Origin of the sequence: Clostridium sp. AM28-20LB (genome assembly GCF_003480665.1) — a bacterium.
GTDB lineage: Bacteria > Bacillota > Clostridia > Lachnospirales > Lachnospiraceae > Otoolea > Otoolea fessa.
The window spans coordinates 824,788-841,400 of record NZ_QUJN01000001.1; the positions used below are offsets into that span (position 1 = coordinate 824,788).

13 protein-coding genes are annotated in these 16,613 nt (G+C 49.4%); 1 reads left to right on the forward strand and 12 read right to left on the reverse strand.

The features are described 5' to 3' along the window. Nucleotides 1-2 precede the first annotated feature (2 nt). The 5 genes from DW739_RS03665 to dctP form a co-directional block, all read right to left on the reverse strand. Nucleotides 3-1,442 carry an NAD(P)/FAD-dependent oxidoreductase gene (locus DW739_RS03665; protein WP_118742631.1) on the reverse strand — a complete coding sequence of 480 codons (1,440 nt, stop codon included), beginning with the start codon at nt 1,440-1,442 and terminating at the stop codon, nt 3-5. 125 nt (nt 1,443-1,567) lie between these two features. Continuing rightward, the gene (locus tag DW739_RS03670; RefSeq protein WP_118742632.1) at nt 1,568-2,269 is read right to left on the reverse strand and encodes an MgtC/SapB family protein; all 702 of its coding nucleotides are present in this window, start codon (nt 2,267-2,269) and stop codon (nt 1,568-1,570) included. Nucleotides 2,270-2,467: 198 nt separating this feature from the next. Continuing rightward, the gene (locus tag DW739_RS03675; RefSeq protein WP_181357154.1) at nt 2,468-3,778 is read right to left on the reverse strand and encodes a TRAP transporter large permease; all 1,311 of its coding nucleotides are present in this window, start codon (nt 3,776-3,778) and stop codon (nt 2,468-2,470) included. Continuing rightward, nucleotides 3,778-4,278 carry a TRAP transporter small permease gene (locus DW739_RS03680; RefSeq protein ID WP_107000140.1) on the reverse strand — a complete coding sequence of 167 codons (501 nt, stop codon included), beginning with the start codon at nt 4,276-4,278 and terminating at the stop codon, nt 3,778-3,780. The genes DW739_RS03675 and DW739_RS03680 overlap by 1 nt, the downstream gene beginning before the upstream one ends. Before the next feature lie 397 nt (nt 4,279-4,675). After that, nucleotides 4,676-5,764, reverse strand: coding sequence for a TRAP transporter substrate-binding protein DctP (gene dctP / locus DW739_RS03685; RefSeq protein ID WP_118742633.1), 1,089 nt, complete (start codon nt 5,762-5,764; stop codon nt 4,676-4,678). Nucleotides 5,765-6,219: 455 nt separating this feature from the next. Between dctP and DW739_RS03690 the strand changes: the two genes are divergently transcribed. Further along, the gene (locus DW739_RS03690) at nt 6,220-6,822 is read left to right on the forward strand and encodes a YcxB family protein (RefSeq protein ID WP_182427926.1); all 603 of its coding nucleotides are present in this window, start codon (nt 6,220-6,222) and stop codon (nt 6,820-6,822) included. Between the two features lie 189 nt (nt 6,823-7,011). On the opposite strand, the gene DW739_RS03695 is transcribed toward DW739_RS03690, so the two are convergent. The 7 genes from DW739_RS03695 to DW739_RS03725 form a co-directional block, all read right to left on the reverse strand. Next, on the reverse strand, nt 7,012-8,418 hold the full coding sequence (locus tag DW739_RS03695; RefSeq protein ID WP_118742635.1) for an FAD-linked oxidase C-terminal domain-containing protein: 1,407 nt from the start codon (nt 8,416-8,418) through the stop codon (nt 7,012-7,014). A 28-nt stretch (nt 8,419-8,446) separates the two neighbouring features. After that, a complete protein-coding gene (locus tag DW739_RS03700) occupies nt 8,447-9,634 on the reverse strand; it encodes an electron transfer flavoprotein subunit alpha/FixB family protein (protein ID WP_118293257.1) in 1,188 nt (395 codons plus the stop codon). Between the two features lie 11 nt (nt 9,635-9,645). Then, on the reverse strand, nt 9,646-10,434 hold the full coding sequence (locus tag DW739_RS03705) for an electron transfer flavoprotein subunit beta/FixA family protein (RefSeq protein ID WP_022359830.1): 789 nt from the start codon (nt 10,432-10,434) through the stop codon (nt 9,646-9,648). A gap of 182 nt (nt 10,435-10,616) precedes the next feature. Further along, on the reverse strand, nt 10,617-11,321 hold the full coding sequence (locus DW739_RS03710; protein ID WP_118742636.1) for an FCD domain-containing protein: 705 nt from the start codon (nt 11,319-11,321) through the stop codon (nt 10,617-10,619). Between the two features lie 74 nt (nt 11,322-11,395). Next, complete coding sequence (locus DW739_RS03715; RefSeq protein ID WP_118742637.1) at nt 11,396-12,673, reverse strand: Wadjet anti-phage system protein JetD domain-containing protein; 1,278 nt, start codon at nt 12,671-12,673, stop codon at nt 11,396-11,398. Nucleotides 12,674-12,689: 16 nt separating this feature from the next. Then, the gene (locus tag DW739_RS03720; RefSeq protein ID WP_118742638.1) at nt 12,690-15,950 is read right to left on the reverse strand and encodes an SbcC/MukB-like Walker B domain-containing protein; all 3,261 of its coding nucleotides are present in this window, start codon (nt 15,948-15,950) and stop codon (nt 12,690-12,692) included. Continuing rightward, on the reverse strand, nt 15,925-16,611 hold the full coding sequence (locus tag DW739_RS03725) for a DUF4194 domain-containing protein (protein ID WP_022359826.1): 687 nt from the start codon (nt 16,609-16,611) through the stop codon (nt 15,925-15,927). The genes DW739_RS03720 and DW739_RS03725 overlap by 26 nt, the downstream gene beginning before the upstream one ends. Between the last annotated feature and the right edge of the window lie 2 nt (nt 16,612-16,613).

A 16,613-nucleotide genomic window follows, 5' to 3' on the forward strand; every position in this document is an offset into this window, starting at 1 on the left:
GGTTATGCCTCCTCACCTTTTATCATTTCGGAACCTTTGCGGTTTTTGCAGATCTCTGTGATCGGGATTCCCGTCTCACGGGAGAGAATTTCCATCGCTCTCGGAGTGCAGAAGCCTGCCTGACACCGTCCCATACCTTGACGGACGCGCCGTTTGATGCCATCCATCGAGCGTGCGCCGAGTGTACGGGTGATCGCATCCACGATCTCCCCCTCGCTGATTGTCTCGCAACGGCAGACGATTGCGCCGTATGCCGGGTTCTTGCGGATCAGTTCTGCGCGTTCTTCCGTATTTAAACGTGCTGCTTTCACGATGCCCTTGCGGACCGGATTGAAATTCGGATTCTTGCCCAATCCAGCTTTTTCCTCGATCATCCCAGCCAGATATTCACCGATCGCCGGTGCGCAGGAAAGTCCCGGAGACTCGATTCCGGCTGCATCGAAGAAGCCCGGTGCGTCCTCCGCCTCACCGATGATGAAATCATCGCCGTCCTCATGGGCACGCAGACCGGAGAAGGAAGTGATGACCTGACGGAACGGAATGTTGTTAACACTCTTGGTTGCCTTCTCACATGCCTCTGCCAGTCCCTCGGCGGTCGTGTAGGTTCCGTCCTTATCTTCCTGATCCACCGCGGTCGGTCCGACTAAGAGATTTCCGTGAATCGTCGGGCTGACGAGGATTCCCTTGCCATACTTGCCCGGAAGCTGGAATACGGTCGCTGATACGTGGTTGCCAGCCTCTTTATCGAGCAGGCAGTACTCGCCGCGGCGCGGCACAATGTGAAGCTTCTTTTTCGAAACCATGTTGTGGATCTCGTCAGAATACACGCCGGCTGCGTTCACGACATATTTTGTCTCGAAGACACCGTTGTTGGTTATCACACGGTATCCTTCTGTCGTTTTTTCAACTTTTTCTGCTTTTGTGTTGAATACGAATTCAACGCCGTTATCACAGGCATTCTCTGCCAGCGCGATCGTCAGACCAAATGGACATACGATGCCGCCGGTCGGTGCATAGAGCGCTGCCACAACCTCCCCGCTGACGTTCGGCTCCATCTTGCGGACCTCATCGCCGGTCAGAATGGAAATATCCGGCACACCGTTTGCCACGCCTCTCTCATAGAGTGCCTGCAGCGCCGGGCGGTCCTCCTGCGCGAAGCAGAGTACCAGGGAGGAATTCCGCTTGAAATCAAAATCGAGTTCTTTGGATAAATCTCCCATCATGGCGTTGCCTTTTACATTGAGCTTTGCTTTTAAAGAACCTGTCTTTGCGTCATAGCCCGCATGGACGATAGCACTGTTTGCCTTCGATGTGCCGGAGCAGACATCCTCTTCTTTTTCCAGAAGCACGGTGCGGCACTCATATTTCGAAAGCGCTCTGGCGATGCTGCTGCCGATGACGCCGCCTCCGATAATCACTACGTCGTATGTATTTCCGTTCATACTGTGATCCTCCATTATTTATACTAAATGTTTTCTTGTTCTCGTTTCAACTATCCTGTTTGTTTAGACAATTCATCCTATTTCTGCTGCATTTCGTGCGTAAGACCATCTGAACCCTTTAGCTGCTACAGCTCCTCTGCAAACCGGATCTCCTCCATCGCCTGAATGTCGCCCAGAAGCGCTTTCCGGAGCGACTTGTCCTGCACCTCGACCGACATCGTCGCGGACGGACCCTCGCCCTTTAACTTATTCTTGGCAATATCAAAAGACACGATTTTCACATCTTTGGAACGCATGGTATCCATGAACGCCCCAACACACCGGCTGCTGGTAAATTCCAGATAGAAATCAAACACCTTCGCATGCTCGTGAATCATTGTATCCACGCGTGTCAGGAGCTTCAAGGTAACTGCAATCAGAATCAGACCATAAAACGCGCCGTCCACAAATCCGATACCGGCTGCCAGTCCTTCACAGGCACACACCCATAGGCATGCCGCCGTGGTCAGTCCACGCACCTGATTGCGCCCGGTTACCATGATCGTGCCGACTCCTAAAAATCCGATGCCGCTGATAACCTGTGCGCCCATCCGCGCCATGTCCGCTTTCGCGGACGGAAATGTCCGGAACATATATTCACTCGTCAGCATGACAAGCGCTGAACCCAGGCAGACCAGCACATGCGTCTTGATACCCGCACCACGCCGTTTCAAACCACGGTCAATTCCAATGAACATTCCCACTGCCAGCGAAAACAGCAGACGAATCCAGATGCCGACCGCTGTCCAGGTCGCCGCCGTCTCCACAATCCATTTCCAAACTGCCATTTTTTCTCCCTCTGCAAGCCCGTAAAGCTTCTAGAACACAGTTCTTTTTCGCTCCACAAGACTCTTCCATGACCGATACCGGTATCTTTTATGGAACAAAAAAGAGCAGAAAGCATCCGTATTTCTACGTTTGCCTTTCTGCTCTTAATCTCACAGGCTTTATTATATCCAATTTATTAACGTTTTGTCAATCTGTTTCTATGCTGCGCCGTACAGAAGATCCGGTACACATGTAATTAAGAACGGGCAGAAGGTCAGAAGCAGAAGAACAACCAGAAGGGACACGATAAATGGCCATACTTCCTTCAGGAACTCACTGATCGGACATCCCGTGATACCACAGGTCGTGAACATCATCGAACCGAACGGAGGTGTAATACCACCGATCATGATGTTAACGATCGCTACCAGTCCAAAGTGGTAATCATTGATTCCAAGCTGTCTTGCAACCGGAAGCAGCAGAGGTGTAATAATCATCAGCGCCGCGCCGCCTTCCAGGAACATACCCATAATCAGAAGAATTACGTTGCATGCCATAAGGAACAGCCACTTGTTAGTTGTCAGGCTTAACATACCAGTTGCCACGACTCTCGGCAGGTTAATCCAGGTCATGTAGTAACCGAATACATTCGCTGCAACCATGATCAGGACAACGCTGGAAGTACCGGCGATACTGTCAAGCAGGATCGGAACCAGATGCTCTTTCAGGGATAGTTTCTTGTAAACGAAACGTCCGATAATAATACAGTAAAGAACGGCTACCGCACCGCCCTCAGACGGGGTAAACATGCCAAAACGCATTCCCAGGATGATACCAAATGGGAAGAACAGACCCCAGAAAGAGGTAATACCCTGTTTCACGATCTCTTTCAGAGACGGGAATTTTTCACGGGTGGTCGGGTAGTTTCTCTTATGTGCAATAATCGAAACAACGATCATCATCGAGATTGCCATCAGAATACCCGGAATATAACCAGCCGCAAACGTACGACCCAGGGAAATCTGTGCAATCAGTGTAAAAACGATCAGGTTTACTCCCGGCGGAATAACCGGTGTAGCAGCCGAGGAAGCCGCTGTGATCGCTGCGGAGAACGCCTTGGAGTAACCTCTCTTCTCCATCTCCGGAACCAGCATCTTGGACTGCATCGCACAATCTGCGTTGGCCGAACCGGAACATCCGCCCATCAGCATACTAAGTACTACGTTTACCTGTGCCAGACCGCCTTTCATATGACCGGTCAGCACTTCCGCGAAATCCATCATCTTGTCACTGATGCCGCCGTAGTTCATGACGGAACCAGCCATAACGAAAAATGGAATCGCTAACATCGAGAACGACTGTGTAGAGGTCATAACCTTCTGTAAGATCAGCCAGTTTTTACTGGTTGTATCAATAAATGTAAAATAAAAGAAGGTTGAACCAAACAGCGCATATACAATCGGCATTCCCAGGAAATAGAGAATAAATACCATAAAAATCGGAACGAGTTCAATTAATTCGAGTCCCATCAGTTATTTCCCCCTTTCCCTTTAAATACCTTGATAATATCCTTAACCAAAAAGTAAATACAGAAAATCAATGAAAGCCCAAATCCGATCGGAACCGCGCCGGAAATATACCAGCTCGGAACACGCAGCGTATTAGTCAGCTTATCCATCGTGTTCATCACATACTGGACGCTTGTTCTGGTCAGCATAATCAGAGTAACAAGCTCCAGAAGATCCATAATAACCTTAACAACTTTTCTTATCTTCTCCGGAAGAATGTTGATCAGGATGTCTACGCCCAGATGTGCGTGCTTACGGTACGCATATGCGCTTCCAATAAAGACGGTCCAGACGAAGAGCCCCGTAGCGACCTCTTCCGACCAATACAACGGTCTTTTCAGGAAATAGCGCATAAGGACGTTTGCGTTTACAACGATTGTACAGAGTGTCAGTGTCACGCAGGTAATAATTGCATCCAGGTTTACCAGCACCGACCCCAGTGTGATTTTTTTCTTTTCCATAGTCTATCCTCATGCATTCATAATGGCAGTCAGTTTTGCATAACCGACGACTGTTCTGTCATACAGTCATCATTCCAGCAGTTGTAACTGTTCAGTACCTTCACAGTCACGCGCAAAAATCCATTAAAAATTGCCTACGGCAATGGGATTTTTGCCTGCTGGCCCATGTTTTCGTACGGTCAGCGCAGTAAATGCGCAGACCTACTGAACAGTTACCAGCAGTTTCATATTTCCGGCACTATACGTTTGTCGGAAGCCTGCCCGGACCTCAGACAATCTTCTTCGTTCTGACAGCCCGGGCAGATATACTTTCTTCTCCGCAGCGGTTCTGATAACCGTTACGTTTTACCATTTCATAATTGCTTTAAAATACTGTATTTGTTCGGAATAATTTACATTATTCGTTGTTTGCACGGTAGTCATTCAGGAAATCAACCAGCTTCTGGTGAAGTTCCGGATCTGCGCCGTACTCGTCTACGATCCAGTCGTAAACCGGAGCACAAGCCTCTGTGAATGCATCAACATCTACATCATTCCACTCAACGCCTTTGTCTTTCAGGAACTCGATCATGGAAGCTTCGTCGTTCTCAGCATTTTCCTGCTCCCACTTACCAGCTTCTACACAGCACTCATCCAGGATGTTTCTCCATTTTTCCGGGATGGACTGATATACGTCCTCAGCCATGAATAACCAACGGGTTGCGATGAAGTGGTTCGTGTTTGCAACTTTCTTGGTGTACTCATAAGCACCTGTATCCTTCAGGGTGGAGATGGAACCTTCGAAACCATCAACAACACCACTGGACATAGCAGATAAGCACTCCGTAAAGCTCATTGCAGACGGGGTAGCACCCAGACAGGTAATCGTCTTAACAAACAGCGGAGACTCGGTCGAACGCATGATCAGACCATTTAAGTCAGCCGGTTTCTCAACTACCTTGTTCGTACATACGCTTCTGAATCCGAACGAATAATGTGTATCCAGAACGTGGATGTTGTGCTCGCTTGCCAGTTTTGCATTCAGATCTTTTACAATATCAGAATCCATCACTGCATTGTACTCTGCATTGTTCTTGTAAAGCATCGGTCCAACTAATACGTTGTAATCGCCGATGTAATCAGCAAAGTAGGACGGCTCCTCCAGACCCATCCAGACAGCGCCGTTGTGTGCCTGTGCTACAGACTCCGCGTAGCAGTCAAGCTGGTTCTGTCCGTAATACTCCAGAGTGATATGACCATCGGTCTTCTCTTTTACCAGGTCTGCCAGATATTCGCTGGCTTTGTAGTTCCACTCTGCCGGCTGAAATACGTTGGAAAACTTGATGGTGATGTAGTAATCATCTGCAGATGCCTCGTCACCTGCTGCCGTTCCTGCGTCTGCTGCCTTTGTGTCAGTCTTTGTGTCAGTCTTTGCGCCGCTGCCGCCGCAGGCCGCCAGGCTCATCGCCATCGTCGCTGCCAGTACTACTGATAATACTTTTCTCATACGTTTTCTCTCCTTCTTCTTAACCTCCCCCAGTCATCTTTCTGACCGGTTCATCAACAGTTTCTACTACTTTCTAAATAAATTACCATTTCAGCATTTAGGCAAAAAAATAGCACCATTTTTAAAAAACAGTCTTTTCCAGCTGTTTCTAACCATGGCGCATCTCTTCGTCTCTGCTTTTGGTCCTTTATTCATCTTTTACCTAATTTTAACACTTATTTTACGATTAGGCAAGCTATTTTGTCGAAATTATATAATTTTTTCTCGATTTTAGTCGATTTTTGTGTGATATTTTTGTAACAATCTTGTTTATTTTTTATCAACATTACAGATTTAACAGATCCAGTTGCGGAAACAGGGAAGAAACAGTATACTACTTCTTAAGATATTTTCTATGCTTCTATATACTGTTTTTATATAGGTGATGATTGATTTTTTATATGAAAGGGCTTACCATGATTTACTATAAAATAGAAATGCACCACAACGAAAAAACCTTCGAATCCCTGTCCCGGATGCAGTACGATCTCTTCTGCGCTTCCAACCGGATCACGCGGACGATCTTAAGTATCCTGTTCATCGCCGGAGGTATCATCAATCTAAGCGAGTGGTGGGGCATCCTCTTAGCCGCCTACGGCTGCTATCTGACGACCAGCACCTACAGCTCCGCCAACCACACCGCCCACAAGCTCGCCGAACAGATCAAAAAAAGCGGCATGCCGTTCCCGGCGTCCCGCTATGAATTCCGTGAAAATCATCTGGAAGTCTATTCTCTTCCGAAAAACACACGCGAAAGCACACTGGCTTACAATGAATTTGAAAAGCTGGGGGAGGACCGCGATTATTTCTATCTGTTCCGCGATTCCTACGGCGGGTATATGGTGCCGAAAAAGGGGATTGACGCAAGCGCGGGGTCCTGTTCAAATTCGGATGAGAGCCAAAATTTGAAAGCAATTGGCGCGTTTCGGGAATTTTTGGAAAATAAGAGTGGGAAACGGATTTATAGGAAGACGATTCCGCTGGTTCGGGTGATGCAGGCGTTGAAGAAGAAAAGATAGGTCGATAGATATAAACTATAAAATAGTTCAACCACTCTAAAAAGCCACGATTTGAACTCTTTGATTCAGATCGTGGCTTTCTCAAAAACCTGCTGTTCTATTCTGTTTTTCTGCCAAAAATCTTCTGCAGTTCCTAGAATCAGCCTTACCGCGTGGTGCTCAAAAAAATATCAATGCAGTTATTTTCTTCTATCTCTGCGCCACCTTATGCGGATTCAGAATATTCTTCGGATCAAACACTTTCTTGATTCCGTTCATCAGATCCAGGTTCTTCTCCGGCAGGGATTCTCTTAAATACGGCTTTTTCGCATATCCGATGCCGTGCTCGCCGGACACCTGACCTTCGAGTTCATGGGCCTTCTGATAGATCTTCTCCATTGCAGCAGACATCCGTTTTTCCCACTCTTCATCACTCAAATCGTCTTTCAGGATGTAGGCGTGCAGATTTCCGTCGCCCGCATGACCGAAGCTCTTGATGCGGATATCAATTTCATTGTGGAGATCGTGCAGATACGTCACCATCTCATTGACGCGGCTTCTCGGAACAACCATATCGACCTCATCCATGTAAGTCGTGGATCCCTTGATTGCCTCCAGGAAAGCGCCTCTGGCTTTCCAGATGGATTCCTCACGCTCCTGGGTATCGGAAATCAGCACGTCCAGTGCGCCCTGTTCCAGGCAGAGTTTGGCCACCTTGTCATACGCTTCTTCGATCTCCTGGGTGGAATTACCATCAAATTTCAAAAGCAGATACGCATCCGACTGTTTATCCGGGAACGCTTTTCCTAAATACTCCTCGGCGTCTTCAATCACTTCCCGCTGCATGAACTCGATCGCGGTCGGGATCGTCTTAGATTTGATGATAACCGGGACGGTGTCGATCGCCTGTTTCAGGGTCGGGAACGGGATCAGAAGGCTGATGACACGCTTCGGAAGCGGCAGAAGCTTTAAGATCGCCTTGGTAATAAAGCCAAGCGTTCCCTCGGAACCAATAATCAGATCTTTCAAGTCATAGCCTGAACTATTCTTTACGACTTTGCCTCCAAACTGAGTGATCGTGCCATCCGGCAGAACCACTTCCAGCCCCATGACATAGTCTCTCGTCACACCGTATTTGACCGCACGCATACCGCCCGCATTCGTGCTGATGTTGCCGCCGATGGTCGCTGATTTCTCACCCGGATCCGGCGGGTAGAAGAAATCGTGATCTTCTACATAAGCGGACAATTCCATCAAAAGGACGCCTGGTTCCACCGTGACCGTCAGATTTTCCTCATCCAATTCGAGAATCTGGTTCATCAGGGTGGTATCGATCATGATGCCATGTTCCATCGGAACCGAAGAACCAACCAGACCCGTTCCGGCGCCCCTCGGTGTCACCGGAATCGTATTTTCGTATGCATATTTCATGATCGCCGCGATCTCTTCGGCTGATTTTGCCTTTACCACCACATCCGGATAACTGCTGGTGCCGCTCAGCTCATCGTGGCTGTACTCTTCGTTGATATTTTTACCTACGAGGACACGCTCGTCATCCTGAATTGTGTTTTTTATATATAAAATATCATCTTTATCTATTTTCTTGTAATTTCCCATGATATCCTGCTCTCCTTCCTGTGAATCTTTATCTTCCCATCTCAATCTTCTCAATCAGTCTCGGGAGAATCTCATAGAGATCACCAGTCAGGCAGTAATGTGCCGTCTTGAAAATCGGCGCTTTCGGATCTTTATTGATCGCGACGATCGTCTCCGCGTGATTCATGCCGGCAGTAAACTGGACCGCACCGGACACGCCGCAGGTGATGATGAGTTTTGGGCGGACCGTACGGCCACTCAGACCGATCTGGCACTTGGCATCCAGCCATCCGGCTTCCACCATCGGACGGGTGCAGGCAAGCTGACCTCCCAGCAGATCTGCCAGTTTTTCCAGCATTTTCAAATCTTCCGGCTTCTTCACGCCTCGTCCGGCTACCACCAGGACGTCAGCATTTTCGATAAAGGTTTCCTTCGGCTTTTCTACGATATCCAGAACCCTCACGTGGGAAAGCAGTTTTTCCTTCTCAATTGTACAGACCACAATCTCACCGCTCTCTTTCTCGGCACGCTCCGGTGCGTTCATGATCTTATAGCGCACGGTTGCCATCTGCGGACGGTGGTTCGGGGTCTTGATGTGTGCCATGATATTGCCGCCAAAAGCCGGTCGAATCTGGGATAAATCAGTATTTTCATCCATTTCCAGGATCGTACAATCCGCGGTCAGACCTGTCTTCATACGGGCAGCCACACGCGGCGCCAGCTGTCTACCCACCGTGGTCGCACCGACGAGAATAGACGATGGTTTTACTGTCTGGATGAAGTTTTCAAAAACAGCCGTGTACGGCTCGATCTGGAAACGTGCCAGTTCCGGTGCATCATAGACGAATACTTTATCTACATTATAATGAAGCAGTTCGTGGGCAGCCGCTTCGATTCCATTTCCCATAAACAGGGCGTAAACCGGATGTCCCGTTACCTTGGAAAGTTCTCTTGCTTTTCCAAGAAGCTCCAATGTAACCGGATGCACCTTTCCATCCACGTGATCTACGTAAACGGCAATGCCCTTCCATGCACTCTTATCGATGCTCGGTTTTACCGCGTCTTCTACATATTCAACCGCGCCCTTCGGACCTTTTCTCACGCAGAGACGGCACATTTTACAGGCGGCGCTGATCGTCACCTTTCCGTCTTTTTCTTCCATCGCCCCGAACGGACAGAGCTTGATAAGTTCCTGATTATCCGGGATTTTGTCCTGATGTATGATTAACTCAGCCATGATTCCACCTCCTACACGAATTTCATATCCACGATCTTCTGATACAGCCGGTCCGCCAGCTCTTCGCCGCTTCCGTCCCACATTTCCTTTTTGTCATTGACAGCCGGTGGGAAAATGCGCTGAACCTGCGTCGGGGAACCATTGAGTCCATAGTGCATCGCGTCTTTATCATCCATATCCGCCAGGGAAAGAATCCGGATTTCACGGTCTTTCGTGTTCATTTTCCGGACATACGAAGGAAGTCTTGGCTGGAAAATGTCCTTGTCAACGGCTAAGAGACACGGGAACTGCACTTTCGCCACCTCGACCTCTTCCGGCAGATCCATGCTGACGGTGATGCCGTCCTCATCAATCTGATTGATCTTGACAACATCTGCCACGCTCGGGATATTCAGCCACTCGGAGATCTCCGGACCAACCTGCGCGGTGTCGCCGTCCGTTGTCTGTTTGCCGCAGAGGATCAGGTCAAAATCGCCGCAGCTCTTGATGCCCTGCGCAAGTGTATAGCTGGTCGCCAGTACATCCGCACCGCCAAATTTGCGATCCGATAAAAGCGTTCCGCCGTCCGCGCCCATCGCAAATGCCTCGCGGATCACCTGCTGCGCCTGCGGCGGTCCCATGGAAATGACGTGAACACTTCCGCCCACTTCTTCCCGGATCCGGAACGCCGTCTCCAGCGCGTACAGATCGTATGGGTTCATCTTCGAAGCCGCGCCGTCTCGTTTCAGCACGCCAGTAACCGGATCGACTTCTACTTTATTGCTTTCCGGTACCTGTTTGATACAGACAAGAATCTTCATTCTGTTTCCTCCTTCATGTGGATGCTTTGTAAAAATCTTTAAATGATGGATATAAAGAATTTTTAATCCGCATATTGGTTCTACCAATTTATTGAAAAGAAAAAAGAATTTTGGTAGAACCAATTTTCTTTATTCGTTAGTATAGTGGGCTGCGTTCTGGTTGTCAACGATTGTTTATCTTTTCACATAAAATGTGTTTTTTCATTTTTTTCCAAAATTTCATCTATCATCCGGAAATGCCGGTCCAGTGCATCCTTCCCCGCTGCATTATCTTTGTTCCGCAGCGCTTCCGCAATCTGCCGGTGACAGAGATTCAGTGCTTCTTTCGCCTCTTTTGTCCGCAGAATTTCCGCGCGCATATTCCGGATGAAGGTATCGATCACGCCGGAACACGCCTCTAAAATATTGAGCAGCAGCACATTTCCCGACGCCTGTGCCAGTGTAAAATGGATCTGTTTATCAATCCGGGCGTTTTCCTGCTCGTCCATGCTCCGGTCAAGACGTTTTACCAGTTCTTCCAGCGCGTCCATCTGGCTCTCCGACGCATGTTCAACCGCCAGGGAAAACGCCTGCTGTTCCAGCGCATAGCGGATCTGGCTGATCTGCTGATAATTAATCTGGGACATCGCAAACATCATCCCCATCGTCTCCGCAATGCTTTTCTGAAATTCACAAGTGATGTAATTCCCCGAGCCCTGCTGGGAGGAAATCACTCCCGTCATATCCATGATCCGCAGCGCTTCCCGGACGGAATTGCGGCTGACTTCCAGCATCTGCGCAATCTCCCGCTCCGGAGGAAGCTTCTCCCCCGGACGCAGCTCGCCCGCCATGATGCGATTCTTGAAATATTCGATGACGCCTTTGTAGGCTTTTTCCTGTTTTTCCATAGACGCTGCATTCCTTTCACTTTGTCTTTATCATATCATATATAAAAATCCGGATTGAACCGAAAAGATTCTTTTTACAGAAAGCTCTCCAACCTCGTCTCCTGCCAGCTTATAATCTCCTGCTCCAATTTACAGTTGTGCTCCAACATATACCGCAATATTCCCGCATAGCTGCTGCCCTGTTTTATCATCGCTTCCGCCTTCGCCCGATCGGGTGCTTCCAATGGCTTCGCATATGTCTGAAACCGCTGCAATTCCTGCACGCCCATAGCGCACAGCTGAAACGGCAGTCCCGTTTTTCGGATCAGATGTCCCGCGATCGCCAGACCGTCTGGATCGAGATCGCCAAAATGATACCAGGAAAGTCCCGGATTTTCTCTGGCGATCCGCTGCAAAAGCGCCTGTTTCGTGCGGGTATGGTAACCACTCAGAAACAGGTAAAATATATGTTCCCGCTCCAGCCGGTGAAACGAGGTCAGATTTTCCACCGTCATCAGCGCCGCATCCCGGATGTGGATGCTTTTTGCCTTCTGGAATGTCTCAAAAGGGATCGACATCGGCAGATCGTGATAAATCCGAAGTTCGCGTCCATCTTCAAGGCAGATCCGCGCATCCCCTTTCAGATAGATATACGCCGGATTGGAATAAATGTAAAATTCCTCCAGAAGCGCCGTCTGCCGCTCCCGTTCTTCTTCCAGCTCCGCAAGCGGTTCATCATACCACCCTGTGTGCTCCAAAATTCCACACACCTTTTTCCGGTATATCTTTTCCCACTGTTTACTGTCATGCAGAACTGCCTCTGACATTTCCCGCTCCAGCGTAGTTCTCTGCTTTTCCTGATTTTCTTTTAAAAATTGCACCAGATTCCAGATAGCTTCTGCCTCGGTTATCTCTTTTTCTACCTTCTTTTCATCCAGCTTTCTCGCACGGCTATTTTTCAGTGTCTGAAGCTTTTCTTTTCCATATGCCTCCAATAAATCACATTGGCAGAAGCGATGATAAACCTCTTCCAGCCGTTTTTTTAGAATATTCTTTTCTGTCCGGTTCAGGCAGGCATAGTAATCTTCCCAGCATTCCGGGACAGCACAGATCTGACGGAGAATACCAGTATTCGGAGGAACTACATGAATAAGTCCCTCCGATTCCATCTGGCGGATCAGCCGTTCAAATTCTTTTTCCTGGAAAAGCTGTTCCGGCGGGAGAAAATCTTTGTTGTAGCCCTTGAAAATATCGGATGGTTTGACCGAAAACACTTGTTTTACCTTGTTTTCACCGGCGTAGGTGACACTTTTTTCGTATTGATCCAGCAATTTACTTAAAAGCTGTTCTTTCCACTCTTTCCGATCCGCCATTTTTTCTCCTCGTTTCCTATGCCTGCTTCACCAATCCTTCTACCGCATTCGTATACCGTCCTGTCACGATCAGGCTGACGGTTGAATCGATGAACTGACCGATACTGTTGATCTTCTCTGGCGGAGCTGCATAGAATACCTGGAAGTGATTTTCTTCGAAATAACGGACCATCTGCTCGATCCGCTCTCTCGACAATGCCGAGAATGCCTCGTCGATGAATGCCAGACGGGCGCAGCAAGTGTTTGCCGGGTAGCACTGCAAAAGACTCGCCGCCAGAATGATGAAATACGGGGTCTGCTTCTCGCCGTTGCTGGCGGAACCCTGTTTTTTTGATAACTCTGCCGTGATCTCGGTCTGTCCCTGACGGCTGCTGATCTCCATATCGTAAGAGAAATATCTCCTGTAATCCGTGTATTCCCACTCATCCTCTTCCGCCAGAATGATACTCATAAACTCCTGAATATCATTCTCCATCTCCTCGTCGTCGCGCGCCGAATTCATATAGACCTGCGGGGAACTCATATATTTTTCCAGACGCCTGCAGATGCGGAAGAAGAGAGCGCGGTCTGGCTTTTCTTTCATCACAAACTTGTAGGTATCGTTGCCAAACGGCATATGGCGCAGTTCACGGTTAATCGCGTCCATCTCACGTTTTGCCTCGCGGACATTCTCGTCAATCTCCGCCACGAAATCGTTCATAAACGCGCTCTCCAGTCGTCCTGCCTGCTCCTGCAGCTTCTGCTGGGCTTCCTCCACCTTGACGTGCGCCAGGTTCCGGTATTCTTCCCGGTACCACGGGATGTAACCGATGCCGCGCTTTCCGACGTCGATTCCCGCCAGGCGGCAATACGCCAGCTGTGCGTCCTCCAGCTGGCGCTCCCGCTCTGCCAGCATATTTTTGCTCTTGTCGATGGAAAGCTGTGTCGTCACGCGGATCGTGCCGCGCTTCTCGCTTTCGCGGTTATATTCCTCCAGCATCGCCTCCTTGAGTTCCATGTTGACAAGGCATTTTTCCTCATATGCCTTCTGGCATAAATAGATCTCCGTGCTGATACGGCTCAGTGTTCCTTCGCAGCCCTTTAAATCATTCTTACAGCCGCCAAGCTCACTCTGGTTCTGGTTCACACTCTCATTTGCCTCGCGTGCCAGCCGTCCCGCCGTCTCCAGTTCTTTCAGGACTGCGGTAAAGTCCGGATTTGCCTCTATCTCCTCGCGGTCCTTTACCAGGCTGTCCCTGCGCTTTTTGCAGTCCTTCAGCCCATATGCCGCGCCGAAATCGTAGTGTCCGCCGTCCCAGTCGATCTCCTTGATCGCATCACGGTATTTGATAACCTGTGAAAGTGCCTCTTTATCGGCCCGCTGAACCACCTGTAATTCTTCCAGTTCTTTTCTGGACTGTTCCAGCTGGCAGCGGATCGCGTCTGCGCCGAGACACAGCTCGGTCCGTCTCATATCCATCATCGCAACCGCATAGCTCTTCGCCAGCATGCCATCCCGCATGAGTCCGCCCTTCGGGTATTCATGCAGCTCTTCCAGATTTTCACAGAGATGAATGCCGTTTAACAGATAATTGGCGTAACGTCTCGCATAGACGTTCGGGATCCGCAGAATCTCCGCCGCGGAACCTTCCACCGCCTCTGTTTCCGGAAGCTTATCCGTGATCACGACATTTCCATCATAGATCCGCTCTTTCTGTAAAATCTGCATCGCCTTATGGCAGTGCGCGCCGTCCACGATGATATAGAAACGCTTTCTTCCCAGAAATGTCTCAACCGCCTTTCTCCACTCCGGAGCGGTCACCTCCTGGACCAATTCGGCAAAAATGTGGACCTCGGTCTGGATACCCTGTTTTTCTAACCCTCTCTGAATCTTATTCCGGGCATTTTCCACCTCCGCCGGGAACACAAGGATATTCGATTCCAGACGGCGGATCTTCTCCTGCAGCGCCCCTATCTCTTTTTCGCGCTCTTTACACTGATCCTGCAGGTGGATCTTATTTTCCTCATAGATGCCGTCCTGACGGTGCACCTTCTCGCGGAATGCGTCAAACGCCTCCCGCTTCTTCGCCGTCTCCCCATCCGCCTGTTCCAGTGTCTCCAGATAGGTGTTTTCCGAGGATAAGGACGGAAGATCTGCTTCCAGAAGCTTGATAAGCGCGCTTATCTTCTTCTTCAATTTCAAAATCTGCGCCAGCTTGTCCTCCCAGTTCTTTTTCTCACGATCCGCTTCCTCGATCTGGCGTTTCAGGGAATCCAGGCTTTCCTGCATTCCCTTGACCATATCGTTATTTTCTGCAATTCGCAGGCGTTCCTGTGCGGCTTCCTGCTGTCTTGCGAGCTCTCCCGCCCGCTCGGTCAGGCGCCCGTACTGGTCTTTTAAAGCCTGATAACGGTTTTTCGTCTGCTTTTCTTCCTCTTCCTTCTCCCGGAGTGCCTGGTACGAAAGCATCAGCTCCCGGATGCGGAGTACCCGCTTTTTCTTCTCGTATTCGTCACTCTGGCGAAGCACCTCTTCGAGCTGGATTTTGCCCTGTCTGAGACTCTCATAGAGTTCCCGCAGGCGCTCAAACTGGCGCTTCTGCTCGCGCAGTTCCTCCAGCGACTGGACTTTTCCCGGTTCCAGGACACAGTCCTGAATAAACTGGTCGATATTATTTTCCGGGTTAAATGCCATCATTTTCAGAAGCTTTGTCCGGTATTTGACTGCATCCACGCGGAGTCCCAGCGCCCGGAGTACCGCCTCCGTGCCGCGGTCCCGTCCCATAAAAGAGGAAAGCTTCATCGCCTCGCCATTCACTGTCAGCTCATTTTTCGGCGTGATGCGGAGTGCATTTCCCTCAATCCGTGTAAAATCGATATCGTCAATCGCCGCCCCAGGACAGATAAACCAGCTGCTGACCGGCTTGCCAGACTCACTTGGAGACTCAATGCATACTCCGACCGTGAGCGGCACTCCCAGCGTCGGATCGGAAAATTCCATCGCAATATAGCTGACAACGCTGCCATTTCTCAAATAACGCGCCTCGCCATTACTGCGCGTGTCGCCGCGCACATAACCAAGCACCGTCCGGTCTCGGTCCTTCGCCGCCTTGTTAAACTGCGTGTTGCCCGTCAGGAGATAGGTCATCGCATCAAGTACCGTCGATTTTCCGCTTCCGTTGACACCGGTCACCAGGGTCGAACCTTCCAGCTCGATACAGACATTCTGGAAACGCGACCACTGGACCATCAAAAGTTTTTTCGCCGATTTCCTATTCATGATCGTCTGATTCTTCATCGCCGTCTTCCTCCTCTTTTGTCAGCTCCGTTTCCCATTCGTCCTCACGGCTCCACTTTTCCTGCATCCGCCGGTTGACATTTTCCACAAATTTGCCAAACTCCTGTGGTTCCAGCACAAACTGCATCGACGGATAAAGACAGATCCGGCAGTCCTCCTCGCCGAGCTTTCCAATCACCTGCAGAAGCTGATATTTGGTAAACAGCGTCAGAATCGATGCAAAACTGCTCTTGTCAATCTGATCCCGAATGCCGTATTTTTCCATCTCATAGCGCAGATCGGTCACCGAAATCTCAATATTTTTCGAAAGATTTCCAGAACGCACCCGGTCCGCATAGAGAGTCCAGAGGCAGCATAAAACCACACTCTCCATCTTTTTGAGTGTCACATGGTTGATCTGCAGTTTTCCATTCTCGCCGAGATCCCGGCAGTTCTGCAGCATAATCACGCCATTTTCCCGGTCAATTACAATATCGTATCCGATATATCCCAGGTACGCTGAAAATGGTTCCGAACGCTTGGAGACAAAATAGTACGCTTTTTTGCTGTCCTCGTCACGGTCGCGCACGATAAAGGTCTGCTTCAGAAGGCGCCTGACACTTTTCTGGAACATGTCCTTCTCAGAGGATGTATATTCATTCCATATTTCTTCAAATCCCATGT

Coding starts and splice junctions, on each gene's coding strand:
- DW739_RS03665 (WP_118742631.1), bottom strand. CDS start 1,442: ATGAACGGAAATACATACGACGTAGTGATTATCGGAGGCGGCGTCATC.
- DW739_RS03670 (WP_118742632.1), bottom strand. CDS start 2,269: ATGGCAGTTTGGAAATGGATTGTGGAGACGGCGGCGACCTGGACAGCG.
- DW739_RS03675 (WP_181357154.1), bottom strand. CDS start 3,778: ATGGGACTCGAATTAATTGAACTCGTTCCGATTTTTATGGTATTTATT.
- DW739_RS03680 (WP_107000140.1), bottom strand. CDS start 4,278: ATGGAAAAGAAAAAAATCACACTGGGGTCGGTGCTGGTAAACCTGGAT.
- dctP (WP_118742633.1), bottom strand. CDS start 5,764: ATGAGAAAAGTATTATCAGTAGTACTGGCAGCGACGATGGCGATGAGC.
- DW739_RS03690 (WP_182427926.1), top strand. CDS start 6,220: ATGATTTACTATAAAATAGAAATGCACCACAACGAAAAAACCTTCGAA.
- DW739_RS03695 (WP_118742635.1), bottom strand. CDS start 8,418: ATGGGAAATTACAAGAAAATAGATAAAGATGATATTTTATATATAAAA.
- DW739_RS03700 (WP_118293257.1), bottom strand. CDS start 9,634: ATGGCTGAGTTAATCATACATCAGGACAAAATCCCGGATAATCAGGAA.
- DW739_RS03705 (WP_022359830.1), bottom strand. CDS start 10,434: ATGAAGATTCTTGTCTGTATCAAACAGGTACCGGAAAGCAATAAAGTA.
- DW739_RS03710 (WP_118742636.1), bottom strand. CDS start 11,321: ATGGAAAAACAGGAAAAAGCCTACAAAGGCGTCATCGAATATTTCAAG.
- DW739_RS03715 (WP_118742637.1), bottom strand. CDS start 12,673: ATGGCGGATCGGAAAGAGTGGAAAGAACAGCTTTTAAGTAAATTGCTG.
- DW739_RS03720 (WP_118742638.1), bottom strand. CDS start 15,950: ATGAAGAATCAGACGATCATGAATAGGAAATCGGCGAAAAAACTTTTG.
- DW739_RS03725 (WP_022359826.1), bottom strand. CDS start 16,611: ATGGGATTTGAAGAAATATGGAATGAATATACATCCTCTGAGAAGGAC.